This window comes from Candidatus Pantoea soli (genome assembly GCF_007833795.1).
GTDB lineage: Bacteria > Pseudomonadota > Gammaproteobacteria > Enterobacterales > Enterobacteriaceae > Pantoea > Pantoea soli.
In genome coordinates, this window is record NZ_CP032702.1 from 3,214,541 (window position 1) to 3,240,456 (window position 25,916).

Here is a 25,916-nt window from a genome sequence, read left to right on the forward strand (position 1 = left end):
AGTGGCGTGCAGCCTGATGCTGGTACGCCCCCTTACTATAGCGGCTTTCATGCAATGCACCGCGGCAGGTAAATAACAGTGCTGTTCATCGGTCGCATGGACAGTTGCCCTGCTTTGGATCTGCCCTGCTCTTTACTCTGCTCTGCTCTGCTCTGCTCTGCTCTGCTCTGCTCTGCTCTGCTCTGCTCTGCTCTGCTCTGCTCTGCTCTGCTCTGCTCTGCTCTGCTCTGCTCTGCTCTGCTCTGCTCTGCTCTGCTCTGCTCTGCTCTGCAGGTGTTAACACCCTATATCCCGGTGCAACAGGGATATTTATTAATTTCGCACCGCCCTGAATCACGTTGTCGGTCACGCAGGTCTAGCCCACTTGCCGCAGACTAAGCCTGGTCTCAAAAGCGTCTGGAAGCGTACCGGAACAGCCTACTTAAACCGGGTGGTCGGCATTTTTTGCTGTGAGATCAATGGGTCAGCGATTGCGTTAATTTTCACCAACCGGATACTGAAGGCTGGATCACCCATCCGAGATACTTTATAATCCCCGCTCCGCTGGCCCCTTAGCTCAGTGGTTAGAGCAGGCGACTCATAATCGCTTGGTCGCTGGTTCAAACCCAGCAGGGGCCACCAAATTTAATCTTATAAATCAAATAATTAAACTCGAAATTAGAATCTGCTTTTTCCATCTACTTCTTTTGATGTCCCCTTTTTGTCCCCTCAGTTTTTACCTTATAATTGACCAGTATGATTTTGCGCGTTTTTCCCAATCATCATATGCCGCCAGCCAGCCATCATCTTTTTTATAACGCGCAATGCTATCCCCGCCACTTACTGGTTTGTGCCTCGATAAACGTGCAGCTGCATCCAATCACCAAAACCGCACCAGAACAGGCAAGGACATAAAAAATGAGAGAGCAAAACGCATGAAACAGAATGTACTCAATGCATGGCTTTGAAGAGGCTTATACAGGTAGTTACTGGCTTCATTTACTCTCAGAACGGGAGTTTAAGTGATAGATTTTACGCACAGCGGAGACAGTGAGAACAGCCAGAAAAATAGAGAAAATGCCGAGAAAAATTATTAGCGAGAGCAAAGGGTTTAAGAGTCCTCCTAAGCTCGTAAAATCACTCATCCTCGCTAGCTGTTCAGGCGTCAATATACGAAGAACCACTTCCGGTATAATTAGAAAGAAAATAATAACCACCGGAACATAAATTATTGTTTTTTTGGTTTTGCCCATCTTCTTTCTTGCCCTCGCTGGCGAACATGATCAAAAATTGGATAAATGATACAACAAGGAATGAAGTTATGTCACAACCCTATTTACAATTAAAAATGCAGGCTAACAAGAAATTAGCTGTTGCATTAACGAATTCACTTAATGACATCCATGCAGATCATATATCCACTATTGAGAAAATAAAACTTGGTGGGCAGCGGCTTATCAATTACGGCTCATGTCTTGTCCCAAATGATTATTATCGTAGTTCATGTCGTGATACCTGGAGAGAGGATAAAAGATTAGTCCTTTCTTTGGGTGAGATATATAGAAGGAAGGATATAGCTCTGGATATGGTTGAAATTTACTTCCGTAAAACCTTAACAAGGCTTGGAGACGAAAAAAGCAATAATCTTATATCTCACGTTCAAAAATTGTTAGGTAAAGCAGCAGAGCATGCATCAACGAAAACCAGCAAACTGGCTCTTTCTTTTACAATGGCTAATCTGGTGCTTAGTAGCGCCGATTTCAAAAAAAAACATATCCAGCTTGTTAACTCCTTCTCAACGTGGTTCATAAACGCGACCACACTTTATGCAAAAGCACAAGTAGCCGCATCAGCCGCAAACAGACTTAAATTTCAGGATCCTTCATATTACCAGGCTCTATCTAAGGAAAATATTGAAATGCTTTACTTTCTTATTGAACCTAAAATGTCTGAAATAATTTACCAGGTAAATTCTGGAGACAATAACGAAGAAAAAATCGCAAACGCTTTGTATGAGATTTTAAGCAAATGAAACGTGCAATTGTATGGTTACTCCAGTCTTTTTTTTATTTGATACCAGCCGCAATCATTGGGGCAGGCGTATATGTATTTATACGATTCGTCCCGAGCCATGCAGGAATTCTTAGCTTATTATGGATCACTGTCGTTTCATTTATATATATAAAATATAACAAATGGTATTAATGAAAATCTGATATCTTTCATAACTAGCTTTCAAATGAAGCGGGCGTAATCTTGCCGAAAGTTGTTTGACTGCATTCTGAGGAATTTTAATTTTCCGATTTTTAGAATGCAATGGTTACCTTAAATGATTTCCGCATTAAAAAATACACCAATAGACCTATATTAATAATATAAGATGATGAAGTAATTTTGTAATGAATTAATAGCCACAATAAAAATTATTTATCAGTCGCCGGGGAATGCACAATCGGAAGATGCCCTGTATATGGTTGCGATGTCTTAGTATATGGCGGCAGAACTAGCCATTGAAGAATAGGTGAATACCCTTAAAATTTAACAGTAAAACTGTCGCGCTTAAATGTAAGATTGCGAGAATTTCAGAGCACTAGCTTGCAGAAAAAATTATGCAGTTCTGGTCAATCTATGAGAAAGCTAATAATGTTTATTAAAGCCGAACAACATTGTTTCCATATCGTAAAATTTCTACAATCCTGATATCTGATCAATCGATAGCTATACCAGTTTACCAACGACAGGCCTGGCGCTATGATGCAGAAATGGCGGGCGGTTTCAAAAAAATCGCTGTAAGAAAATCGCCGCTGAGCAGTGCGGTAATGACCCGATTTTCATTATGCTGCCTATCCTATTGACCATGAGTATTATATTTTTAATTCAACACATTGGACGATAAAATCCATCAAAAAACTTACCATTCACAGCATCAGCGAAAGGGAGGAAGAGGTAAATGCATCATTTTCTGGAAATATTTTCAGAGCTACTTTCTAACTGGCCTTTGATATCGGGAGAGCGGCGAGAGAAAAAGCCCGTAAAAGACAGAAAGAAGATCTCAGACCTTCACTACAGGCCCGTTTTCAGGACCACAGTTGACAAAAAAATTGAGGATATACCTCAGAAAGATGAAAACAAATCCGCGCCAGTCAAATCATCGACGTGAAAACTAAAGGCAAGAAAAACCTTGCGGTGCCGATAACTGAAAAATTACAGGCTGAGCTGCCATCAACCAGGAAAGGCTTAGATTTTCCGCCAGGAGCTTTCGCCAGATCAACGAATATACTCTCCAGTTTCTATTGGGAACTGGTTGACGTAGCAATACAAATATTTTATTCAAGAGCCTCTGAGATGAGTGAAAACGAACTCATTTTGCATGTTAAAGAGCGTCTCGCCCCCCTCTACAGGAAGTTGCACAACTGTGACTGTATGGGAATTTTAGCCAGATAAATTTTTGTGTAGCAATAGCAGCAAAGTGGCAGCAGATCTCAACGCTATGTGCCACTTTTCATTACTATTCGGCCCAGAGAAAGCTTAAAAATCAGTAATTTGCTTATTTCCCTCGCATAGAAATGGGACTCATAATCGCCCGATCGCGGGTTCAACCCAACCGGGGCCATCAGAATCAGTGATTTTTAACCATGCATTACGCCGCTTTACTCAGCAATTTTTTTGATGACAATATCACAATGTTAAACGCGCCCGGGTATTCGGGCATGAAATGAATGATAATGCCACGTTCAGGCAACCCAGCCTCATTATGATCAAAGCGAAAGGAACGCACGTTGATTTACGACTGTTTTTTATATTATGACGAAGACATGCTGCTGGATATCCGGCTGCACACCTTAAACGCAGCGGTCGATCGTTTTGTCATTGTTGAATCAACACATACCTTTACCGGTAAGCCTAAAAATTTGAATTTTGATGCAGATAAGTATGCAGAGTTCAAAGACAAAATTATCTATGTCATCTTCGATGAACCGCCGCTGCTTAAAGACGGACAATGCGATGCCTGGGCCAACGAGGCGGCGACCCGAAACGCGATAATGCGCGGGCTGGAACAGGCGCAGGATAACGATCTGGTGCTGATTTCGGACGTTGACGAAATCTTTAATCCGGATGTCATTAACACCATCAACCCCGGCCGGCTGTGCACGATTTTGCATATGCCATTTTATAACTATCAGTTTAATCTGCAGGTGTTTAATCCTGATGGCTCTGCACGGCAGTGCCGGCTGCCCCGCGCTACCCGGATGCGCAATTTACGTCAGTATTTTGGTGGCCAGCCTGAGATTTTTCGTAATATAAAAAAATCGGGCATCTATAACCATTTTATCAGCCGCAACTGGTTTAAATTGCGCAGCTCGGTGATTAAAAATGCAGGCTGGCATTTCTCCTGGATCATGACCCCTGAGCGTATTTCAGAAAAAATGTCTTCCATTTCCCACACAGAATACGATTTGCCGCACCTGAACAATAAAGCGCATATTGTTGCCGCGCTCACCAGCGCAAAAGACCTGTGGAACCGTGACCGGAAGCTGATTAAACAGGAACTGTGCGTGGAGAAATTTCCCCGCTACCTGGTGGAGAACCGCGAAAAATATCAGGATTTCATCCTGTAAAAAGGTTTCAATCCATTCGCCAGATCGCGCCAGCAAACAGAAGACGTGCGCTATTTTCCTGTCTGCTGGCGCGGCGCCCCACGGAGAGGCGGGCTGCTCCGCACGTCCTGCCCGCCCGCAAAAGAGAACCCGCCGCAGCGGGTTGGTTATCAGCGTCCGGTTGTCAGCCAGCGACTGAGCGTGCCTGCGCTGGAGTAGCCACGCAGAATCGCGGCATAGCTGTCGAAGCGGTTACTCACCTCATTCACCTGGTTGTTATACAGATCGCTTTCCGCACTCAGCACGTCCAGCAGCGTTCGGCGACCAAGGTGATACCACTGATCAAAGAAGTCTTTACGAATGCGATCGGACTCCGCAATCAGATTCTTATACAGCTCTGCGCGTTCTGCCGTGGCATGCGCATCCTGATTTGCCGCACGCACGCGGTTTTCCAGATCGCGCCGCTGCTCCTGCACCTGCTGACGGCTGGCTTCCGCGCGCTTGATGGCGGCAATTTCCTGCGCCGTCACCGAGCCGCCGCGGAACAGTCCCCAGCTGACGTTCAGTCCGGTCTGCCATGCCTGCTGCCGGCCCAGCTGGTCTTCACGCGTACTTTTATTCACCGTCCAGTTCAGCTTAGGCAGGCCGGAGGCTTTAATCGCCTGAGCTTCTTTAAACGCGGCCTGCTCTTCGGCTTTCGCCCGGAGGATCAGTGGATGACGGTCCAGACTGGCCAGCTGGTGATGCAGATCGCCAAAATTCATCGCCCAGCGGTGGCTGGCAGGCAGCGTTATGCGGTTATCGCCGATCAGGCGCTGCAGCGTAATCTCTACGTCACGTGCGCGTGACTGGGCATTTTCCAGGTAGCTCTGCGCCTGCAGCAGGCGCCCTTTCGCCTGCGTCAGCTCGCTGCGGCGGCCGGCGTCAGACTGCACAATGCCGCTTAGCATGGTGGTCAGCTCTTTCATGCGCGCCACAAATTGCTGGCTGATGGTGATGACGTGCTGCTGTTTATTCCATTCAATAAGCGCATTGGTGACCTGCATCGCCAGATCTTCACGCTGTGCCTGAACAGCCTGCTGCGCGGAAATGGCCCGCTGCTCACGGCTCTCGATGGTGCGGCTGGTCTGACCGAAGTCGATCAGGTTCGTCGCCACCGAGACGCTGAGTGAAGGGATATTGCTTTGTTTTTCATGGCTTTTCACGCCACTGCCAAACTCTTTGGTGGGCGAACTGGCACCGACATCCAGCTGCGGCCAGCGCTGCCCTTTGGCTTCATCAATGCTGGCCAGCGCGGCATCCGTCTGCGCGACATAGGATTTCAGCACCGGGCTGATACGCCAGGCAATCCGGACGGCAGAGAGCAGCTTCTGGCGTAACTCGCTCTCTGCCACGGTTTCACGGCTGCCCCCGCTCAGGCTGACCGGCGACTGCGCAATCGTCGTGCTGGCTGCCGCCGCTGGCGGCGGGCTGACATAGCGAAAACCGGCTGTTGTGCTGGCGCGGTTGTCACTTACCGGACGCGGCGTAGCGGGCGGCGGCGTAAATGCCTGTACCGCCTGCAGTACCGGTTCACTGCGCGGCGGGGCTGGCTGTCGCTGCGCTTCGGTCAGGAAGCGACCGCCCTGCTGCGTCTGTTGCCCGGGCGTAGCGGACGGCACCGGTGCAGCCTGCACAAACGTGTGCGACTGCGCGGCAGGGACTGACGCGGATTGCTCCGGTACAGGCTGCACAAAAGCATGAGCCGGCGCAGCGGATACCGGCGCGGGCTGCTCCGGCACCGGCTGGACAACCGCGCGCGCTGGCGCGGCAGGTACCGCCGCCGGCACGGCAGAAGGCGGCGACGTGAATAGCGGCTGCGATGGCGCAACCGGCACGGCAGGCGGTGCGTAAGTCTGCACCGGCGCGCGAACAGTCGGTGCGCGCTGCACCGGAACCGCAGGGGTCGCCGGACGATGGCCGCTCATTTCGGCAAACATCATCAGTTCACTGGTGGAATCCGCTATGACCTGCATCGCAGGTGTCATCACCATCGTGATGCAAACGGCAAGCAAAGAGAGACGCCGCGCCGGTGTACGGCGCAGCTGATTATTATTTTTCATGATAATTAACGCTCGCGGAATGCTTCTTTAGCCTTGAGAACCGGTTTCAGCAGGTAGTCGAGAATGGTTTTCTCGCCGGTACGGATTTCCACCGTAGCGATCATGCCCGGGATAATCGGCAGGTCTTTATTACCCGCATGCAGCGTGCTTTTATCCGTCAGGATCAACACGCGATAGTAGGTGTCATCCGGACGTCCGGAAGCGGCCTTCTGATCGTCCTTCAGCGTATCCGGGCTGATATATTCCACGTGCCCATCCAGACCACCGTAAATGGCAAAGTCATAGGCTGTGATTTTCACTTTGGCCGGTAAGCCCGGCCGCAGGAAGGCCACATCAGACGGGCGGATTTTGCCCTCGACCAGCAGCTGCTCCTCCAGCGGAACGATCTCCAGAATGTGCTCGCCCGGCTGAATCACGCCGCCGATGGTGTTGACGCGCACGTTCTTTACCGTCCCCCGCACGGGTGCGGTAATGGTGGTACGTTCCACTACGTCTGCACGGCCAATCAGGTTCTCGCTGACCTGGCTCAGCTCCAGCTCCAGGCGCGCCAGCTCCGTGTTAGCGTCCGACTGATAGCGGTTACGCCGCTCAACAATCTGGGCCTGAATATCATTCGCCTGCCGCTGCATGCGCAGCAGCTCGACTTCAGACAGTAATCCTTTGGCCGCCAGCGGTTCCGCCAGGCGGATTTCACGCATGGATAAGGCATAGCTGCGCTGCAGCGAAGTGATGCTGTCATCCAGCGCACGTTTGCGTGATTCATACGCTTTGGTTTCCTGCGCCACCACGGCGGGATCGCTTCTGACCTGCTCATCAAACTCCAGCGGCTGGGCATACGCCTCGGCGCGCAGACGCGCAATGCTGCCTTTCAGACCGATCACTTTACTCAGGGCTTCGCGATAGCTGGACTGGGCACGCGTCGGGTCAATTTTCAGCAGGACATCACCACGATTCACCACCGTACCTTCACGCACGTTCATCTCAGCGAGAATGCCGCCCTCCAGGCTCTGGATCACCTGCTCGCGACTGCGGGAAATCACTTTGCCATCGCCTTTGGTGATCTCTTCCACCCGGGCATAGTTCGCCCACGTCAGGCCAACGCCCAGCACGGCGATGATGATCCACATCACCAGCTTTGATCCCGGCGTGGTTTGGGCCAGCAGGGAGGCCTGTACGTCATTCATAAACTCTGCGTCGGCCGCAGAAAGGGTTCTGGCGCGATTACGCCATGGCATTAATTTGCTCATACTGCGGCCTCCTCTGCCGCGACTTGCGCTGGCTCAGCATCCGCCTGCGGCTGCACCGGCGTGGCTGATGCATCGTTTGCTGGCGCAGGGGCCTGTGCTGCCTGCTCCGCTACCTGACGCGGTTGCGCCCGGGCTTTATTTTTTCCTTCCAGCGCGGCCAGCACCTGCTCTTTCGGGCCGTCAGCAACGATCTTGCCCTCTTCCACCACGATGATGCGGTCCACCAGCGCCAGAATGGAGGGACGATGGGTAACCACCACCAGCGTGTGCCCTTCGCTGGCGCGCTTCAGGTGCGCCAGGAACTGGTTTTCCGTCATGCTGTCCATGGCGCTGGTCGGCTCATCCATCAGCAGCACCTTCGGCCGCGTCAGCAGGGTTCGGGCCAGCGAAACCAGCTGACGCTGACCGCCTGACAGGCCTTCCCCGCCTTCGCCTACCATCAGGTTGATGCCGCTGGGATGGCGGGCGGCGACATGATCAAGCCCGGTCAGGTTCAGTACGCGCAGCAGCTCCTTCGCGGTGGCGTCCGGGCGGCCAATCATCACGTTTTCACGCAGCGTGCCATAGAACAGGCGCGCATCCTGGCCGACAAAGCCAACCGCTTTACGCCAGTCCGCCGGGTCGATCTGGTTTACGTCCAGTCCGTCCGCAGCAAGCTGCCCTTTCACTGGCTGATACAAGCGAGCCATCACCCGTAACAGCGTGGATTTTCCACTGCCGATACGGCCGAGGATCGCCACGCGCTCGCCCGCTTTGATGGTCAGGGAAATGTCTTTGAGGATCTCCGGGTTTGGCTTCATCGGCGGCGCCGGATAGGAGAAGCTGACGTTGCTCAGCGAAATTTCACCGTTAAGCGGCGGATCGGTGAGATAGGTTTTGCTGCTGTCGCGATCGACCGGCATCTCCATCAGTTTATTCAGGGAGGTCAGCGCGGCTTTCGCCTGCTGGTAGCGCACCGCCAGGCCAATCACCTGCCCCAGCGGGCCGGTTGCCCGGCTGGCCAGCATCACGGTGGCGATCATGGCCCCCATGGTGAACGTGCCTTCGTTGATCAGGTACACGCCTGCTACCACCAGCATGACCGTCTGGAACTGCTGCAGAAAGGTGACCACCCCGGTTGCCAGCGTTGAATAGCGCTTCGATTTCATCGAGTTGGCTGACTGCAGGGCGCTGAAGTTTTCCCAGCGCCGCTGCATATGCGCTTCGCCGCCGACCGCTTTGAGCGTTTCCATGCCCTCAACGGATTCAATCAGCACGCCCTGCTTCAGCGAGGCGTCGCGCAGGTTTTCCTTCATGATGCGGGCCAGCGGCCACTGGATCACTGCACTGACGATGATGATTAGCGGGATCATCATTAACGGAATGATCGCCAGCGGGCCGCTGATGAAAAAGATCACGCCAACAAACATCAGAATAAAAGGCAGATCGGAAATGGCAGCCAGCGTGGCGGAGGCAACAAAATCACGTACCGATTCATATTCGCGGATCTGGTTGGCGAAGGTGCCGGAGGAAGCAGGCTTATGCTCCATCTGGATCGACAGCGCCTGGCGAAACAGCAGGCTGCCCAGCACCAGATCGGCTTTTTTACCGGCCATATCCAGCAGGTGCGCCCGCACAAAGCGCGTCACCGCTTCAAAAATCATGGCGATGGTGACGCCAATCGCCAGCGACCAGAGCGTCACAAACGCCTGATTTGGCACGACGCGGTCGTACACGTTCATGGTAAAAAAGATGCTGGAGAGCGCCAGGATGTTGATCAGCACGGCGGCAATCGCCGCGCTGCGGTAGTAGCGGCGATAGCGCCACAGCGTGGTAAACAGCCAGTGGCCGTTCACTTCCGGCAGCATTTCACTGGCGCGCTCATCCACCACGGCGGTGGGTTTGGCCATCACGGCGAAACCGGCGTAAATGGCGTTGAGATCGGTAAGGCTCATCTCAACCGGTGCCTCGCTGACTTCCGGCATAATCAGCTGGAAGCGCAGCTCGCGCTGATTCTCTTCGTTTGTATGGATGCGGCGTGACAGCACAATGCAGCCACCGCCTTCGTTACGCAGCAGGATCATTGGCATCAGCTGCTGCGGCAGATCCTGCAGTCGGCGCTCTACCATCCCGCCGGTGATGCCCGCATTTTCCAGGGCTGTCATGGCCTGCGATGGCGAAAGCAGCGTGGCTTTTGGCAATCCGGCCACCAGCGCTTCTTCGCTTTTTTCACGTTTATAGTGTTTGCAGATCCATGCCACGCTTTTCAGCAGCGTGTCATCTACCGTAGTTTCAATACGAGCAACAGAACGCGCATCCTGCTCCACTGCATTCTGCTTCTGGTCGACCATTTCCCGACTCCTGTACACCTGACAAAAAGCGGCGGGCTCATCGCCCACCGCAGACTTTTAGAATTGGGAAAATTCTGACAGAAGCCGGGATTGAGGCCGTTCAAGACTTGTCTCAAACGCTGACGATTATTTATGAATAATCATGACAAAAGGCGTCAGAACGGGCGCTGCCAGCCGGTTCAGCCTGAGCGAAAAGCGAGGCTGTCGGGGCCGTACGGCGCGTGATATCTTACCTGTTCGCTTTACTGCAACCGGATAATAAGCAATGGCAAAACAGCGTGTAGGAATTGTGTTTGGTGGCAAATCAGCCGAGCACGAAGTGTCGTTACAGTCAGCAAAAAACATCCTTGAAGCCATCGATCGGACCAAATACGAGGTCACGCTGCTGGGGATTGATAAACAGGGTGAATGGCATCTGAATGATGCCTCCGGTTTTCTGCTCAATGCGGAAAACCCGGCAATGATTGCCCTGAACCGCTCTGGTGAAAACGTGGCGCTGGTGCCGGGCAGCGCATCACAGCAGCTGATCAGCCGCCAGCAGGCTCAGCCGCTGTCGCAGCTGGATGTCATTTTCCCGATAGTGCACGGTACGCTGGGCGAAGATGGCTCGCTGCAGGGGCTGCTGCGCATGGCGAACCTGCCGTTTGTCGGTTCCGATGTGCTGGGCTCGGCCGTCAGCATGGATAAAGATGTGACCAAGCGCCTGCTGCGCGATGCCGGCCTGAAGGTGGCACCGTGGCTGAGCATTACACAGGCGCAGCGTGCCAGCCTGGATGCGCAGGCGCTGGTGACGCGCTTCGGTCTGCCGCTGTTTGTTAAACCGGCTAATCAGGGTTCTTCAGTGGGCGTGAGCAAGGTGGACAAGCTGGCAGACCTGGAGGCCGCGCTCGATCTGGCCTTTACCTTTGACCGCAAAGTACTGATTGAGCAGGGCATTAAAGGCCGTGAAATCGAGTGCGCGGTATTGGGCAATGATGAACCGGAAGCCAGTCCGTGCGGTGAAGTTGTGGTGCACGATGCCTTCTACTCGTATGACACCAAATACATCAGCGAAAGCGGTGCGGAGGTGGTGGTGCCGGCAGCAATCGACGCCCAGGCCAGCGAGGCGATTCGCGCCGTGGCCATTAAGGCATTCAAGGCGCTGGAGTGCTTTGGCATGGCGCGTGTTGATGTGTTTCTCACTGAAAACGGCGAGATTATTGTTAATGAAGTCAACACGCTGCCGGGCTTTACCAACATCAGCATGTATCCCAAGCTGTGGCAGGCCGCCGGTCTCAGCTACAGTGCGTTAATCACCCGACTGATTGAGCTGGCACAGCAGCGTCACCAGCAAAATCGTCAGCTGAAAAGCAGCGTATAACCGGCGCGCGGAGGGGTTCAGGCCACGTCCGTCAGCGTGCTGCGCGCCTCCAGCGCCGGGGCGGTCTGATTACGGCCATTGCGTTTGGCAGCATACAGATGTTTGTCGGCGGCTGACACCAGCCGGTTAATCACCGCCGGCCATTCGCGCTCATGCGCCGCGGGGCTGCCGCGCGCCAGCCCGAGACTGGCGGTGACCGTTACAGTGTTGCCCTGAATCCAGAATTTCTCTTTCACCATCGCCTGACGAATCGACTCTGCCAGCTGATACAGCGACGCCGGGTCACAGTCGAAAACCACCACCACAAACTCTTCTCCGCCAAAGCGACACACCAGGCCGCGCGACTGCACCACCTGGCGGATGCGACGCGCAATCTCCTCCAGCACGCCGTCACCGGCATCATGGCCAAAATTGTCATTAATAGCTTTAAAGTAGTCGACATCCAGCATCATCACGCCGGCTTCGCGCTGCAGCGAAAAGGGCGTTTGCCTCAGGTGTTCATATAACCCGGAGCGCGACAGCAGCTGGGTCAGAAAATCGAAGTTGGCGCGTAACGCCAGACGATGATTGAGCTGGCGAATGGCGTCCATGCTGACAGCCACCAGCAGCGGGCTGAGCGCCACCGTCGCCACGCCCAGCCGCGCCGATGTCAGGTGGCCAATCGGCAACAGCGAATCGTCACCCTGAATATTCATTACGCCGTGCGAAACCAGCACGATCTCGGTAATGCCGGTCAGCAGGATCATCAGACTGGTCACCGGCATGGGCAGCACGATGGCGCACCAGATCAGCGCCGGCACCGGGAATGTCAGGCTGCCTGCCCCGCCGATCAGCGCGCCCCCCAGCAGCGAAAGCAGCACAGCCAGCAGCGGCAGTAACTGGCCGGCTCGCAGCAGCGTCCGCAGCGGCACGCTGCGCAGCGGGCGCGTCAGCATTACCGGCAACAGCATCAGCGCGGTTGAAAACTGCTCGCTGAACCAGTCAGCCCACGCCACCACGAAACGGGCGTTGAAATCGATGTCCTGCGCCCAGGCACCCCAGGTGGCGCAGGTGGCCGCCCCCAGCAGACAGGCTGGAAAAATGCGCATGGCGTTAAATACCTGACTGTTGGCAGAGGGGGACTGCAGCGGCTTGATCAGCATACTGACCGCCACCAGCGTAAACAGGATATTGGCCACGTTGAGGGTGACCGCAGGCAGTGCCCAGCCGGAAAAGACCGTGTCGTTGAACACCATCGCGGCAAAGCACACCAGATAGCTGGAGGCTTTATGCAGCCAGGGATTGCGTACCATTAACCCGGCGATCAGCGCATTTACCGGCCAGAACAGCGACAATTCTTCCGGAAAGCGCAGGTGGCTGCCCATAAAGCAGAAAAATAACGTGATGAGGAACAGCGAAAGAGTATTTTTTTTGAGACTCTGCTCTTCGAACAGCTTAACGCGCATACGTCTGAACCCTGTACCTGAAATCGCTGCCATCCGCTCCGGGCATCAGCAACCATTAAACCTGAAATAACCGTGCCATGATTCGGTAATTAAGCATCCGTTCTTTATTCTGTTCTGCGCCTGAACGGTGCGAGCGGTCGCCAGCGCAGCGTCTGGCAGAAAAGCATCACCGTGATTATGCCCTGCAAATAAAAAAATCGGATATCCGGGATATCCGATTTTTGAGCAGCAGCGGTAACGCGGCGGGGTTATTTCACGGCCACCGGCCACTGACTGAGGCGAATGCCGCGTTCCGGCGCGCTTTCGCCAAAATCCTGCAGCACCGCTTTGATATCGGGGTCGAGGTATTCCGCATTATCGTGGTCAACGATTACCACGCTGTTTTCCGGGATCTCAGCCAGCAGACCCTGCAGTGCCGGGTTATGCATAAACGTCAGGTTTTGCTGAAACCGCAGAACGTAGTGATCGTCGTAACGCGTCAGCTGCAGCGCATTGCGATGGCTCTTATACAGGCTGCACGCAATCTGCGTGGCGATGCCGATACCAATGCCCGCCAGCATCCCGAACACGATGATGCCGCCGATGGTGGCCAGAAACGGAATAAACTGTTGTGCGCCCATGCGAAACTGTTCCACAAACAGACGTGGCGTCGCCAGCTTATAACCGGTGTACAGCAGCACCGCCGCCAGGCTGGCCAGCGGGATGGTGTTCAGCAGCGCACTGAACCACAGCCCGCAGATCAGCAGCAGCACGCCGTGGATCAGAATCGACAGTTTGGTTTGCGCCCCGGTGCTGACATTCACCGAACTGCGCACGATGACCGCCGTAATTGGCATCGCGCCCAGAAAGCCGGCAGTGAGATTGCCAATGCCCTGTGCAAACATCTCTTTATCGGGTGACGGTGCCGGGTGCTGCGGCCGCAGTTTTTTCAGCGCCTCCTGACTGAGCAGCGTTTCCAGACTGGCCACCAGCGCCAGCGTTATGGCTACCACCCAGACGGACGGGTTTTGCCATGCCAGCCAGTCCGGCGTCTCCAGCCCGGCGACCAGGGCCGACAGGCTGTCAAATGCCGGCAGCGTAATACGCGGCAGCTCTCCGCCCGGCAGCAGGCGATCGCCCCAGAGCGTGGCTGCACAGCCAAACAGCACCGCCACCAGCGGGCCGGGGATCCAGCCCAGCCCTTTCATCGCTTTCACCTTTGGCGTGGTCCACAGCCACAAAATCAGCAGGCCGCTGACGGCAACCAGCATGGCGCTGGCCGAGAAGCGGAACGCCCCGTTTATCAGCGCGCTCCAGGGCGTATCGCCTGTCGTGCCCAGTGCTACCGGGATCTGCTGCATAATCAGCAGCAGTCCGATGGCCGCCAGCATGCCTTTGATCACACTGCCCGGAACCAGTGAGATAAAGCGTCCGGCGCGCAGCAGTCCGAGCAGGCACTGCAGCAGCCCCGCCAGAACCAGCGCGGTCAGAAAAGCAGAAAAACTGCCGAGCGTCTGAATGGATGCCACGACAATCGTCACCAGGCCCGCCGCCGGGCCGCTGACCGCAAACCGCGACGGGCTCAGTGACGTGACCAGCAGGCCACCAATCACGCCGGTAAGCAGACCGGCAAAAGGTGGCAGCCCGCTGGCCTGAGCAATACCCAGACACAGCGGCAGCGCCACCAGAAAAACCACCAGACCCGCCGGAATATCCTGGCGCAGCGTATTCAGATTCATGGCTTTACTTCCTCTGCTGATTGCTGAATTAACTCTTTCAGATGGCCTGACTGCAGATCATACACGCAGCCGAAGACATCCAGTCCCTGCCCGGCCTGCCACGCCTGGCGCACTGGTTCACTGGCCACCAGCCCGGCAAATTGCGCGATAACGTTCGCTTCCACGAGGCGATTAAGGCGACTGCTCTCATCTTCCTGCGCGTTTTGGCTGGCGGTCAGAGCCGGATGCAGCGCGCTGCGCAGCGCGGCGATGCGTCTGGCGAGCGCAGACTCTTCCCGCGCCAGCGGGCTGGCGGGTAACCCCAGCGCCGCCTGCACGCCACCGCAGCCATAGTGACCGCACAGCACAACGCGCTGCACATTGAGGTAAAAAATGGCGTACTGCAGCACGCTCATCAGGTTGTCGTCATCCGGCACCACCATGTTGGCGATATTGCGATGCACAAACAGCTCGCCCGGGTGAGAACCGGTCAGCACTTCCGCCGGGACACGGCTGTCTGAACAGCCGATCCACAATGAATGCGGTTTTTGCTGATGCAGATAGCGGGCAAAGTAATCCGGATTACGCGCGCGGCGCTGTAAGGCCCAGCTGCGATTTTTCGCTAATAAGGGTTTAAGGGTCGTCACAATACTCTTCTCTCTGTATCCGTAATTCCTGCAGGCGGGCGGGTTGCCGCCGGGTGAAAATGGCTGCGAACCTGTCAGAGGCGGGGAAAGCAGAGCTTCCTCACAGAAATTGTTTATAGACACTTAAGCTTGCGGATGCACCTGAAATATTCCGGCGGGTTGAAACAGGCTTGTTGTGTAAAATTAACTTCAGATAATGTCAATAAAATGCAAGGTTATGTCAGTCGGGAAATAAAAGATAATTCATAATTTAATAATTAAAATCAATAAATTAAATATGTAACTTTGCTTCTCACACTTGTCTTAAAAAGATAACTCTACGTTTCATTGATAAAATTTCGGGGCATTATGAAATATACCCCTGGCTTAACGGTGAGAATAATCTTAATTATAATATTTATGAATAGCGTTATTCACTGGCTGTATCGGCCAGTTACGCGATATTCCGCTAAAAGTCTGCCTGCTATTAAGTGAGAGATCAGGAAATTAATAAGGAGAGTAATAGTTACGCAGAAACGTAAATATCGCTGGACCTGAAGTAGAAAAAATAGCGCCGGCCAGCGCAGGCGCTATTTCGCTTGACGAATTATTTACCGTTCCACGCTTTAATATGCGCTTCCCGCACCTGCAGCTGTTGCTCCGGCGTCAGTTTATTGTAATTTTCCGCCATGCCGCTCTCCCAGTCACCATAGAGCGGATTAGGCAGAACGATGAACTGCGTGCCAAAACGCTGATGGTTAAGGCTGACAAACTGCTGGCGCTGCGCGTTGCCCTGATGCCAGGTCGCGCCGCCAAAATCATTCAGATTATCGCCGACATACAGCACCACGTTATAACCGGCGTTTTTAATGGCATCGAAACGCGCCTGTTTATTGGAATTGCCGGTGCTGAGGCGTACGGTTTTCTCACTGACGCCGGTGAAACCCAGCTGGTTGAGATTATCCACCGTTGCGGCGTAATCTTTCTGGTCACGGTTGGAGACATAAAACAGGGTACCGCCGTGGCTGTTGACGTAGCGGGCAAACTCCACCGCGCCCGGCACGGCAGTGGCCTGACGTGCCTGCGTCCACGCTGACCAGGTTTTCGCAGAAAAAGGCTGGTTGTGTTTTGCCTGCCAGGCGCTGTAGGCACTGTTATCGATCATGGTTTCATCCAGATCGACAATCACCGCTTTGGGTTTGCCGGTTAACGAAGGCGCCTGATCGAATGCCATACGCGCGGTGTTGAAAGCCTGCCAGCTCAGCGCCTGATACTCACCGGATTGCTGAAACCAGTTCAGTGCCAGTACCGATTGCTGGCTAAGCTGCTGCTGCGCCTGCGGGTGCGGTGTCCGGGCACAGCCAGTAAGTGTCAGCGCAATCAGGCCAGAGGCGGCCAGCCAGGTGGTGTTTTTCATCCTGTTATCCTCAAGGGTTAGCGTCAGTTTTTGTAAAGCTTTAAAAATGTAGCAGTTAACGTAAGCTGTGGGCAGCACCAGGCGCCCTTCCGTTCACAGGAGAGACTTATGGACACTTATCTGCCACGCGGGCCGCGCTCAGCACTGCTGGATACGCTGACATGGCTGGATTATGCGTTTCAGCCTGCCGGACAACCCGCCCCTGCGGAGACGGCGTACGGCCAGCAGCGCCACAGCGCCCGCGTGGTGCCGGCGCGGCAAAACCGGCCACCCAAGAGCTGTGAGTCTGACGGCGTGATCGCTGATGATACTCAGCCGGTTGCGGTCTACACCGCTGACTGCCTGCCGGTGCTGTTTGCCGATCCGCTGACCCGGCAGGTCGCGGCAGTGCATGCGGGACTGCAGGGCACGCTGGCCGGGGTGCTGAACAGCGCAACCGAAGGTCTGCTGACGCGCGGTGCCCGGGCTGACGGACTTTTTGTGGCAATCGGTCCGGCTATTGGCCCGTGCTGCTATGAGCTGGGCCATGACCGGGTGCAGCAGATGGCAGCGCGTGCGGATTTGCCGCCGCTGCGCTGGTCAGCGGAACAGCCGCACAACCCCCTGGCGGTCCGGCCGCAGGCGCAGGCGCATCATCAGGGCGTGTGGTTTGATTTAGCGCATCTGGCGCGGTCATTACTGTTACAGTGCGGGATCCCGGACCGGCAGATCGAGGTGCTGAATGTCTGTACCTATTGTATGGCGGAGGCGGGATCGAGCTATCGCTACAACACCCATTTTGCCAGCGGCTATCAGTCGCGGTTTTCATGGATTCGCCGCCGGGCATGACACTGGCTTCACTTCCCTGTGAAGCCTGCGCCCTCAATGAATGATTGCGTTGAGGATCAGCACACCGCCGAGACCGAGGATCGAGATCAGTGTTTCCATCACCGTCCAGGTTTTCAGGGTTTCCGTCACGCTGAGGTTGAAATAGCCCTTGAACAGCCAGAAGCCCGGATCGTTAACGTGTGAGGCGATGACGCTGCCAGCGCCTACTGCAAGCACCATCAGTGCCGGATCGGCATGCGTGGCGGCGATGATCGGCGTGACGATCCCGGCGGTGGTGATTGCCGCCACAGTGGCTGACCCCAGCGCAATACGCAACATTGCAGCTACCGTCCAGCACATCAGCAGCGGTGACAACGACGAGCCCTTCATCATATCCGCGATGTAATTGCCCACGCCGCTATCAACCAGCACCTGTTTGAATGCACCGCCACCGGCAATGATGAAGATAATCATGGCGATCGCGGCAATCGATTCGCCGCACATCTCCATCACCTCTTCCATTTTACGTCCGTTGCGCAGGCCAAGCGTGAACACCGCAATCACCACCGCAATGAACAGCGCCACCGCCGGATTGCCAATAAATTCGAAAAACTGACGCAGCGGATTCTCTTTGGGCGTGGTGAGTTCGAATACCGCCGCAATCGCCATCAGCACCACCGGAATCACCGCTGCAAAAATGCTGAGGCCAAAGCCGGGCATCTCCGCGTCGGAGAAGATTTTAGGGTTGTAGAGCCCTTCCGGCGGCGTCTTTTCAAAGCTTTTAAGGAATCGGGAAAACAGCGGCCCGGCAACGATAACCACCGGAACGGTAATGATCATGCCGTACAGCAGCGTGGTGCCCAGGTTCGCGCCAAAAATGGTGGCAATGGCGGTCGGACCGGGATGCGGTGGCAGAAAGCAGTGCGTTACCGAAAGCGCCGCGACCATGGGTACGCCGACATACAGCAGCGGCAGACCGGCGGCAGCCACGATGGTAAACACCAGCGGCAGCAGCAGCACAAAGCCCACTTCGTAGAACATCGCCAGGCCTACGACCAGCCCGGTCACCACCAGCGCCCACTGCAGACGCTGTTTGCCAAAGGCGGCGATCAGCGTGGTCGCTACGCGCTGCGCGGCGCCGGTATCGGATACCAGCCGCCCGAGCATGGCGCCAAAGCCGAGAATCATCGCTAAACTGCCCAGCGTCGCGCCGATACCTTTCTGAATCGAAGCCATGACGTTCAGCGGTGTCATGCCTTCGGCAATACCGACCACCGCCGAGACAAACACCAGGGCGATGAAGCCGTTAACCTTGAACACAATCATCAGGACCAGCAGCAGTATCACGCCCAGCACAATGATGGTTATTGGCATTTTTATTATCCTTAGGAAGACAGAGGGGTGATTAAGGTGTAGGCGCGGCCGACGTTTTACGCCAGCCACGCCAGCGTTACACGGCGACGCGCATGCCGCCATCGACAAACAGCAGATGACCATTCACGAAATCGGATGCGCCCGAAGCAAGGAACACCGCCGCGCCAATCAGCTCTTCCGGTTTACCCCAGCGCGCTGCGGGGGTGCGTTTGGTCAGCCAGCTGGTGAAGGCCGCATCGTCTGCCAGCGCCTGCGTCATCTCGGTAACGAAATAACCAGGTGCAATGGCGTTCACCTGGATATTGTGCCGCGCCAGCTCCACGCACATGCCGCGCGTCAGCATGGTGACCGCCCCTTTGGATGCCGCATAAGGCGTGATGGTGTCGCGACCCAGCTCGCTTTGCATGGAGCCGATGTTGATAATTTTGCCGCGCTGACGCGTCACCATGTTGCGCGCCACGGTCTGCGACACCAGGAACACCGCCGTCTGGTTTACGGCAATCACGTCATGCCAGTCCTGTTCCGGGAACTCGAGAAACGGGCGGCGGCGCTGAATGCCGGCGTTGTTCACCAGAATATCAATCGGCCCCCATTCGGCTTCAATCTCCTCAACGGCCTGCTGTACCTGCTGCGATTGCGTGACATCAAACGCTTTTGCGCGCGCGTTGATTCCCTGCGCGCGCAGTTTTTCGGCGCTTTGCGCCGCCCCCTCCTGCGTGGTGGCATTGATAATCACCTCCGCCCCGGCTTCACCCAGCCCGCGCGCCAGCAGAAAGCCGATGCCGCGTGCCGAACCGGTTAGCAGAACCCGCTTCCCGGTCAGAGAAAATAACTGACTCATCACTGCTCCTTAAAACGTTAACTGAACCTTCGCCGCGCGGGTTTTGTCACTGGCAAACTGCAGTGCGGCATCAATCTCACGCAGATCGTATTCGCCACTGAACAGCGGCAGCGGATTGACCACGCCACCGGCCAGCCACTCAACGGCGGTATTGAATTCGTGCGTAAAACGGAAAGACCCCACAAGGTTTATCTCTTTGGCAATCAGCGCCATGATGGGAAAATCCGGGATGGCCCCGCCCATGCCCACCTGAACCAGCGTGCCGCGGGCGCAGACGACGTCCAGGCAGCGCTGCAGTGAGGCGGGATGACCGGCGGCTTCAAAGGCAACGTCAAAGTAACCTTTGTCCGCCAGATAAGGGGCGAAATCGCCGTCGGCGGCATGAAGGGTTGCTGTCGCGCCCATCTGCTGCGCCATACGCAGCGAACGTTCGCTGATGTCACTGCAGACAACCGATGCGGCGCCGCGTGCTTTGGCGGCAGCAGCAATCAGACAGCCAATCGGCCCCACGCCGGAAATGAAAACGTGTTTACCGTGCAGATCGCCCGCCTGATGCGTGGCATGAATGCAGACAGCCAGCGGTTCCGCAAACACCATGACCTTTTCATCCGCCTCCTGAGGAAAGGGCACGCACTGCGCGCTGTCGACCACTTTGTATTGCGTAAAGCCGCCGTCAACATGCGGCAGGTACATTGCACTGCCAAAAAAGCGCATGCTGGTGCACTGGTTCTGCTGGTTGCGCTGGCAATATTTGCAGCTGCCGCACGGTTTTGACGGATTAACGGCCACTTTCTGGCCCGGTTTGAGATCGGGATGATCGCTTTCAGCCACATAGCCAATCACTTCATGACCGAGGATCATCGGCATTTTGACGGCGAAATTGCCGACTTTGCCCTCCTGGTAATAGTGCAGATCGGAGCCGCAGATGCCGCCGCGCGTAATGCGCACCAGCGTGCCTTTGCCGTCCCACTCCACCTGCTGCTGCGTGACGCTGACCTGTTGTTTGCCCGTGATAACGCAGGATTGCGTTTCGATATTCATAACGTCCCCATTCAGTACGGTTGCGATGGGGGCTATCACAGCGGGATTGCGGCGGTAAAACTGTGATGAACATCACTCTAAAGCGTGTTACGAAAAGGCTGTTACGGGGAACGTGAAGCCGGAGAGGTACTGCGCTGTCGCCAGCCTTATGCAGGACGCCAGCGAACAAACCCGCGTAAGACCGGATATGGCCTTACGCCGTGTTTCAATTGCCCGACATTAAATCATGGCTGTATTTAAACAATTCAGAATCAGAACGCAGACCGAGTTTTTTCAGCGCTGACTGTTTTTGTCCGCTGACTGTTTTGCGGCTGCGTTTAAATTTGACGGCAATTTGTGACACGCTCAGCCCATCAAGGAAACAGCGCACCACTTCCACTTCACGCGGGCTCAGGGTTTTCACCTTTTCATACATATTGCCTTTGCTGCTGAAATCCAGATTCTCCGTAATGGCGTCTTCGCTCATGACATAGAGATTTTCCACTTCATAGGCCACTTCCTGCGACAGGAACAGACGCCCCTGCGCCACCTGACGAATGGCATGCACAATTTCCTGCATATTATGGCTTTTACCAATAAAGCCTTTTACGCCCGCGCTCAGTACCATTTTGACAATCGCCGGACTCTCCATGGATGAGGAGATCAAAATCTTTTGCTGCGGATAGTGGTTACGCAACTGCTTGACCAGCGCCAGTCCGTCGAGCTCCCGCTCGCCCAGCAGAAAATCCAGCACCAGCACATCCACAGTGGTGTTACGTAGCTGATTGAATAATTCATTGCTTGAAGACCAGGTTCCCACCAGATGAATATCGGGCTCGTGTTTCAGACACAATTCAAAGACGGTACGAACCATCGGGTGATCATCAAGGACAGCGACACGCACCTGTTTATTATGTGCATAGATCATTTAAAACATTCCCTTATTGCAATCTTAATGTTGTCCAGTACTGATAACCACACCAGTTAAAAAGACCTGATGACATTCTTCGGTAACCGGCAGTGATATCGAAAGCCGCGCAGTGCCTTAAAATTTAAAAAATACGTAAAATATTTACTTAATTGCCGTGCTGTTTTCCGCTTCTCTTTTTATTCAGGACATCATTAAATTCATCCTGTTCGCTCCAGAAAACTGAGAAAATTCTGACGTAACTTGATGAAGTGACCACATAAGAATCGTCTTGAAAGGCAACCTTAAAGGCAGGTCAATGAATAAAAACAAAGAGATAGACAATTTTCGGTAAGAAATGGCGCAAAAACAGTCCATAATGCGCTAATAACTTGAGAATGGTCGCAAAATAACAGCAGGGATTAAATAGATCAAGCGCACAAAGTAAATCGTCATATACTCACCTTCCGTTATGCCGACTAATACCTTTAACGTTTCGGAAAAATATTGTGTTTAATCCTGTTCTGTTTTCCCAAATTGCAGGATTCCTTATTTTCCTGTTATTTTCGGCAGGCGTAGCCGCCACGCCGAAACCATTACAGCTGCTGGCGCGTTACGATACTGCACAACCCACGCTGCAGTTAGCGGAGCCTGTTGCCTCAGACTTTCGTCATAAAGTCATTAAAGTCGCTGTCGGCGGCAAACCGCAGCCGCCGCTGTATATGGATACTGACAAGCGACGCTTTGAGGGTTTGAGTGCGGATTATCTCTCTCTGCTGCAGAGCATGCTGGAATCGACCGTTGAGGTGTATCATTTTCCCAGCTATCAGCTGGCACAGCAGGCGGTGCTGCGCGGTGAAATGCATATGCTGGCTATCTTTGTCCCTGCGCCGTCAGTGCGACCGGCGCTGCTGCTGGCCAGCGACCCCTGGATGCTGGACTACAGCGTGGTCGGCGATAAAAATCCGCGTAATGTTTTCCTGTCAGCGGAGTTACCGCCGCGTATGGCCTGGGCCGGGCCGCCGTCACTGCGCCCGCATCTGGAAGAAACCTATGAAAACGCCCAGCTGATGCGCTTCCCTTCCGCCTATGACGCCGTGGCGGCCACGGTGTTTGGTCAGGCCAGCCGTGTGTGGGGCAGCGCAACAACGCTTAATTATCTCAATCGCTATGTTTTTGCCAGTGCGCTGACGCTCAGGCCGGATCAGCATTCAATTCCGCTGAACGTGAGCTTTGGCATCAGCCCGCGTTATCCGCGCCTTACTGATGCGGTGAATCAGGCCCTGACACAGGTTCCGCTGTCCGTGCGTTTGCAGATTGCTAAACGCTGGCAGCTCGATCCCCGTCATGTCCTGCAGCGTAACCCGCTGGCGCTGACCGCTGATGAAGAGCTGTGGCTGCAGTCACATACCCGTATTGCAACGCAGCTTCCGCTGGCTCAGGCTCCGCTGAGCAGCCGCACCCCCTCTGGTGAACAGCGCGGTATGGCCCAGGATGTGCTGGAGCTGATCGCCAGCCAGACCGGGCTGCACTTTATTACCCACCGACCCCCGAAAGAGCCGGATGCGCCCGACAGCGAAGCCCTGCCGCATTTGTCGCCGCTGGCGATGCTGGAGCAGGCGGATGAAGCACAGCCGCAGCAGGTCACGCGCCCCTGGCTGGTTTCGCACTGGGTCATCATACGCAACCGGCCACCGCAGACGCTTATTGCCCGTGATACCTTTCCTTTTGGCTCCGCCATCATGATGAAAAGTCCGCGGATGAAAAGCTGGCTGCAGCAGCACTATCCGCACCTGTCGGTGAGCGAAAGCCAAAGTCCGCTGGATGCGCTGCGCCAGCTGCGGGCGCATAAAACCGATGCGGTGGTGCTGCCTAAAATTTTCGCCGACTACCACCTGCGCGATCCATGGAGTGAAGGACTGGTCATAGAGGGAACGCTGGGGGCGGAACCGGCACGTTTTGTGATGCGCACCACGCCGGGTAATGAAACGCTGATCGATATTCTGGATAAAGCCCTGCTGGCTATCCCGCCGGAAACGCTGTTCAAACTTCAGGCGCAGTGGCGTCAGGCCGAAGGCCCTTTTTTACGTGCCTCATGGCAGAACTATAAACAAACCATTCTGCTGATCGTGATTGTCTCCGCCGGGCTGATTCTGCTGACGCTGCTGTGGAATTACCATCTGCGAAAAGTGATTCAGCAGCGCATTCAGGCGGAGAACGCGCTGAAAAACCAGCTTAATTTCACCCACACGCTGTTCAATGACTCACCTGTTGCGATGTACATTCGCGATAAGCAGACCCGGCTGGTGGATTGCAATAATGCCTATCTGCGATTTATGCACTTTACGCGTGAAGCGGTGATCGGCAAACGTTTGTCGGATGTGTTTGCCGACAACAATGACAGCGTGCACAGTATTGAGGATGGCTATCAGCAAACGCTGCTCAATGGTGAAGCGGTGATGCGCGATATCCAGTTGGAGTTTGGTCAGCGCTCCTATCACCTTTACCACTGGACGCTGCCCTTTCGCGACCGGCTGGGCGACGTAGCCGGTGTGATCGGAGGCTGGCTGGACGTTACCGAACGCAACGCGCTGCTGGAGGAGCTGCAGCTGGCCAAAGATACCGCCGATAAGGCCAGCCGCTCGAAAAGCGAGTTCCTTGCCAGCATGAGCCATGAAATTCGCACGCCGCTGCACGCCATTATTGGTCTGCTGGAACTGGAAACGCGTTCGCAGCCGGAGGAGACGTTATCCGAGAACATTCGCGTTGCGTACAGTTCAGCGCGCGCGCTGTTATCGCTGATTGGCGACATCCTGGATTTGTCGAAGATCGAATCCGGGTTGTATCAGCCCACGCCGGAGAATGTCTATCTGCCGGATGTGATCGATCAGGCCGTCACGCTGTTTCGCAATAAGACAGAGAGCAAGGGCCTTGCGCTACGCGTCGAGATGGACATTGCCGCTTACTGGGTGAGAACCGATCCGCTGATGATCAATCAGATCCTTTCTAACCTGCTGAGCAATGCCATTAAATTTACCGATCGCGGCACCGTCACGGTGGTGCTGATGCAGGGTATTGCGCAGGACGAAGAGGGATGCGAATTTGTCATTGAAGTCAGTGATGAAGGCTGCGGCATGAGCGAAGAGCAGCAGCAGGCCATCTTTGAACCCTTTGTACAGGTCGGTGAGCGGCATCAGCAACAGATCGGCACCGGCCTTGGCCTGAGCATTTGCCGCAATCTGGCGCAGTTGCTGGATGGCGAGCTGATCGTGGAGAGCACGCCGGGCGAAGGCTCCGTCTTCTCGTTCTATTTCCGCGCGCCGCCGGGCGAGCCGCGCGATCAGACCCAGCCGCATCTTTCTCAGCCACCGCTGAATGATAAGCTGGCGGTGCTGGTGATTGACGATCATGCGCCGAATCGGCTGCTGCTGGGTAAACAGCTGGAGCTGGCGGGGCATCAGGTGGTGGTCACCGAAAGTGCAGCAGAAGCGCTTTCACTGTGGCAGCAGGATCCGCTGCGCTTTGATTTGATCATCACCGATTGCAACATGCCGGGCATGAACGGTTTTCAGTTCGCCGAAGCGCTCAGGCGCTATGAGCGCGAGCATCAGCTGCCGCCCGTCAGACTGTACGGCCTGACGGCATCAGCCGAGCAGCACATTATGCAGCGCTGTCTGCAGGCCGGCATGGATGACTGCCTGTTTAAGCCGCTGAATCTTGATACGCTGCTGGCGCAGATCACCTATTGTCCGCGACGCAGCGCAGAAGCGGCATCGGCGGCGGCGTCAGAAGCGGCAACAGAGCGGCCGGTGCCCGACAGCGCACTACCGGTATTTTCTCCGCTGCTGATGCAGCTGGCACAACACGATCCCGCCAGCTGCCGCGTTTTGCTCGACAGCATCCGCGAAAGTCATGAGCAGTTGCTCGCCGCACTGGAACACACCACCGATGCGGAAACGCTTGCACAGCTGGGCCATAAAATCAAAGGCGGCGCGGCCATGCTCAACGCTACGCAGCTTGTCACGCTGGGCCGCAGGCTGGAGCTGCATCGTCAGGATCCCTGCGATCCCGGCGAGTTAATTACCGCAATTAAAGAAGAAATAAATCAACTAAACAGAACACTTATATTATTCGCACAGAACCGGCTTAATATTCCGCCGCTGTAA

Annotated in this window: 16 protein-coding genes, 1 tRNA gene and 1 pseudogene; 7 read left to right on the top strand and 11 right to left on the bottom strand. The window is 54.9% G+C overall.

The annotated features are described in order from the left end of the window. Positions 1–545 precede the first annotated feature (545 nt). The 4 genes and pseudogenes from D8B20_RS14815 to D8B20_RS14830 all read left to right on the top strand — a co-directional run bounded on the left by D8B20_RS14815 (position 546) and on the right by D8B20_RS14830 (position 4,598). Positions 546–621, top strand: a tRNA-Ile gene (locus tag D8B20_RS14815). 679 nt (positions 622–1,300) lie between these two features. Continuing rightward, positions 1,301–2,011, top strand: coding sequence for a hypothetical protein (locus D8B20_RS14820; RefSeq protein ID WP_186454382.1), 711 nt, complete (start codon positions 1,301–1,303; stop codon positions 2,009–2,011). Between the two features lie 1,097 nt (positions 2,012–3,108). After that, a pseudogene (locus D8B20_RS21865) lies at positions 3,109–3,213 on the top strand (site-specific integrase); the annotation flags it as partial. Between the two features lie 545 nt (positions 3,214–3,758). Further along, positions 3,759–4,598: a glycosyltransferase family 17 protein gene (locus D8B20_RS14830; protein ID WP_145889571.1), complete on the top strand. Its 840-nt coding sequence runs from the start codon at positions 3,759–3,761 to the stop codon at positions 4,596–4,598. A gap of 149 nt (positions 4,599–4,747) precedes the next feature. On the opposite strand, the gene D8B20_RS14835 is transcribed toward D8B20_RS14830, so the two are convergent. Genes D8B20_RS14835 through D8B20_RS14845 form a run of 3 tightly spaced genes read right to left on the bottom strand, consistent with a single transcriptional unit; the run spans position 4,748 to position 10,256 of the window. Continuing rightward, on the bottom strand, positions 4,748–6,679 hold the full coding sequence (locus tag D8B20_RS14835) for a TolC family protein (RefSeq protein WP_145889572.1): 1,932 nt from the start codon (positions 6,677–6,679) through the stop codon (positions 4,748–4,750). A 5-nt stretch (positions 6,680–6,684) separates the two neighbouring features. Next, entirely contained in the window at positions 6,685–7,926 is a 1,242-nt protein-coding gene (locus D8B20_RS14840) for an HlyD family type I secretion periplasmic adaptor subunit (protein ID WP_145889573.1), read from the bottom strand. Beyond that, a complete protein-coding gene (locus D8B20_RS14845; RefSeq protein WP_145889574.1) occupies positions 7,923–10,256 on the bottom strand; it encodes a type I secretion system permease/ATPase in 2,334 nt (777 codons plus the stop codon). Before D8B20_RS14845 ends, D8B20_RS14840 begins: the two co-directional genes overlap by 4 nt. A gap of 265 nt (positions 10,257–10,521) precedes the next feature. Here D8B20_RS14845 and ddlA point away from each other — a divergent pair, with 265 nt between their 5' ends. Then, on the top strand, positions 10,522–11,616 hold the full coding sequence (ddlA, locus tag D8B20_RS14850) for a D-alanine--D-alanine ligase (protein ID WP_145889575.1): 1,095 nt from the start codon (positions 10,522–10,524) through the stop codon (positions 11,614–11,616). A gap of 17 nt (positions 11,617–11,633) precedes the next feature. Here ddlA and D8B20_RS14855 read toward each other — a convergent pair whose 3' ends face one another. The 4 genes from D8B20_RS14855 to D8B20_RS14870 all read right to left on the bottom strand — a co-directional run bounded on the left by D8B20_RS14855 (position 11,634) and on the right by D8B20_RS14870 (position 16,801). Beyond that, complete coding sequence (locus D8B20_RS14855; RefSeq protein ID WP_145889576.1) at positions 11,634–13,061, bottom strand: GGDEF domain-containing protein; 1,428 nt, start codon at positions 13,059–13,061, stop codon at positions 11,634–11,636. Positions 13,062–13,309: 248 nt separating this feature from the next. Continuing rightward, positions 13,310–14,779, bottom strand: a complete 1,470-nt coding sequence (locus D8B20_RS14860; RefSeq protein WP_186454383.1) for a SulP family inorganic anion transporter — start codon at positions 14,777–14,779, stop codon at positions 13,310–13,312. Further along, a complete protein-coding gene (locus tag D8B20_RS14865; RefSeq protein ID WP_145889577.1) occupies positions 14,776–15,405 on the bottom strand; it encodes a carbonic anhydrase in 630 nt (209 codons plus the stop codon). Before D8B20_RS14865 ends, D8B20_RS14860 begins: the two co-directional genes overlap by 4 nt. Before the next feature lie 586 nt (positions 15,406–15,991). Continuing rightward, positions 15,992–16,801: a 5'-nucleotidase, lipoprotein e(P4) family gene (locus D8B20_RS14870; protein ID WP_145889578.1), complete on the bottom strand. Its 810-nt coding sequence runs from the start codon at positions 16,799–16,801 to the stop codon at positions 15,992–15,994. A gap of 108 nt (positions 16,802–16,909) precedes the next feature. Here D8B20_RS14870 and D8B20_RS14875 point away from each other — a divergent pair, with 108 nt between their 5' ends. Then, positions 16,910–17,629, top strand: coding sequence for a purine nucleoside phosphorylase YfiH/LACC1 family protein (locus D8B20_RS14875; protein ID WP_370664116.1), 720 nt, complete (start codon positions 16,910–16,912; stop codon positions 17,627–17,629). 33 nt (positions 17,630–17,662) lie between these two features. Here D8B20_RS14875 and D8B20_RS14880 read toward each other — a convergent pair whose 3' ends face one another. From D8B20_RS14880 to D8B20_RS14895, 4 genes are all read right to left on the bottom strand, one after another. Next, positions 17,663–18,982 carry a gluconate:H+ symporter gene (locus D8B20_RS14880; protein WP_145889579.1) on the bottom strand — a complete coding sequence of 440 codons (1,320 nt, stop codon included), beginning with the start codon at positions 18,980–18,982 and terminating at the stop codon, positions 17,663–17,665. Positions 18,983–19,058: 76 nt separating this feature from the next. Then, entirely contained in the window at positions 19,059–19,823 is a 765-nt protein-coding gene (gene idnO, locus D8B20_RS14885) for a gluconate 5-dehydrogenase (protein WP_145889580.1), read from the bottom strand. A 9-nt stretch (positions 19,824–19,832) separates the two neighbouring features. Continuing rightward, entirely contained in the window at positions 19,833–20,864 is a 1,032-nt protein-coding gene (idnD, locus tag D8B20_RS14890; protein ID WP_145889581.1) for an L-idonate 5-dehydrogenase, read from the bottom strand. 205 nt (positions 20,865–21,069) lie between these two features. Next, complete coding sequence (locus tag D8B20_RS14895; RefSeq protein ID WP_145889582.1) at positions 21,070–21,771, bottom strand: response regulator; 702 nt, start codon at positions 21,769–21,771, stop codon at positions 21,070–21,072. 488 nt (positions 21,772–22,259) lie between these two features. On the opposite strand from D8B20_RS14895, the gene D8B20_RS14900 reads away from it, so the two are divergent. Further along, complete coding sequence (locus tag D8B20_RS14900) at positions 22,260–25,916, top strand: ATP-binding protein (RefSeq protein WP_261388038.1); 3,657 nt, start codon at positions 22,260–22,262, stop codon at positions 25,914–25,916.

Bases quoted from the DNA above. Each gene is read 5' to 3' on its own strand.
- D8B20_RS14860 (WP_186454383.1), bottom strand. From the start codon at position 14,779: ATGAATCTGAATACGCTGCGCCAGGATATTCCGGCGGGTCTGGTGGTT.
- ddlA (WP_145889575.1), top strand. From the start codon at position 10,522: ATGGCAAAACAGCGTGTAGGAATTGTGTTTGGTGGCAAATCAGCCGAG.
- D8B20_RS14835 (WP_145889572.1), bottom strand. From the start codon at position 6,679: ATGAAAAATAATAATCAGCTGCGCCGTACACCGGCGCGGCGTCTCTCT.
- D8B20_RS14895 (WP_145889582.1), bottom strand. From the start codon at position 21,771: ATGATCTATGCACATAATAAACAGGTGCGTGTCGCTGTCCTTGATGAT.
- idnD (WP_145889581.1), bottom strand. From the start codon at position 20,864: ATGAATATCGAAACGCAATCCTGCGTTATCACGGGCAAACAACAGGTC.
- D8B20_RS14845 (WP_145889574.1), bottom strand. From the start codon at position 10,256: ATGGTCGACCAGAAGCAGAATGCAGTGGAGCAGGATGCGCGTTCTGTT.
- D8B20_RS14875 (WP_370664116.1), top strand. From the start codon at position 16,910: ATGGACACTTATCTGCCACGCGGGCCGCGCTCAGCACTGCTGGATACG.
- idnO (WP_145889580.1), bottom strand. From the start codon at position 19,823: ATGAGTCAGTTATTTTCTCTGACCGGGAAGCGGGTTCTGCTAACCGGT.
- D8B20_RS14855 (WP_145889576.1), bottom strand. From the start codon at position 13,061: ATGCGCGTTAAGCTGTTCGAAGAGCAGAGTCTCAAAAAAAATACTCTT.
- D8B20_RS14840 (WP_145889573.1), bottom strand. From the start codon at position 7,926: ATGAGCAAATTAATGCCATGGCGTAATCGCGCCAGAACCCTTTCTGCG.
- D8B20_RS14870 (WP_145889578.1), bottom strand. From the start codon at position 16,801: ATGAAAAACACCACCTGGCTGGCCGCCTCTGGCCTGATTGCGCTGACA.
- D8B20_RS14880 (WP_145889579.1), bottom strand. From the start codon at position 18,982: ATGCCAATAACCATCATTGTGCTGGGCGTGATACTGCTGCTGGTCCTG.
- D8B20_RS14820 (WP_186454382.1), top strand. From the start codon at position 1,301: ATGTCACAACCCTATTTACAATTAAAAATGCAGGCTAACAAGAAATTA.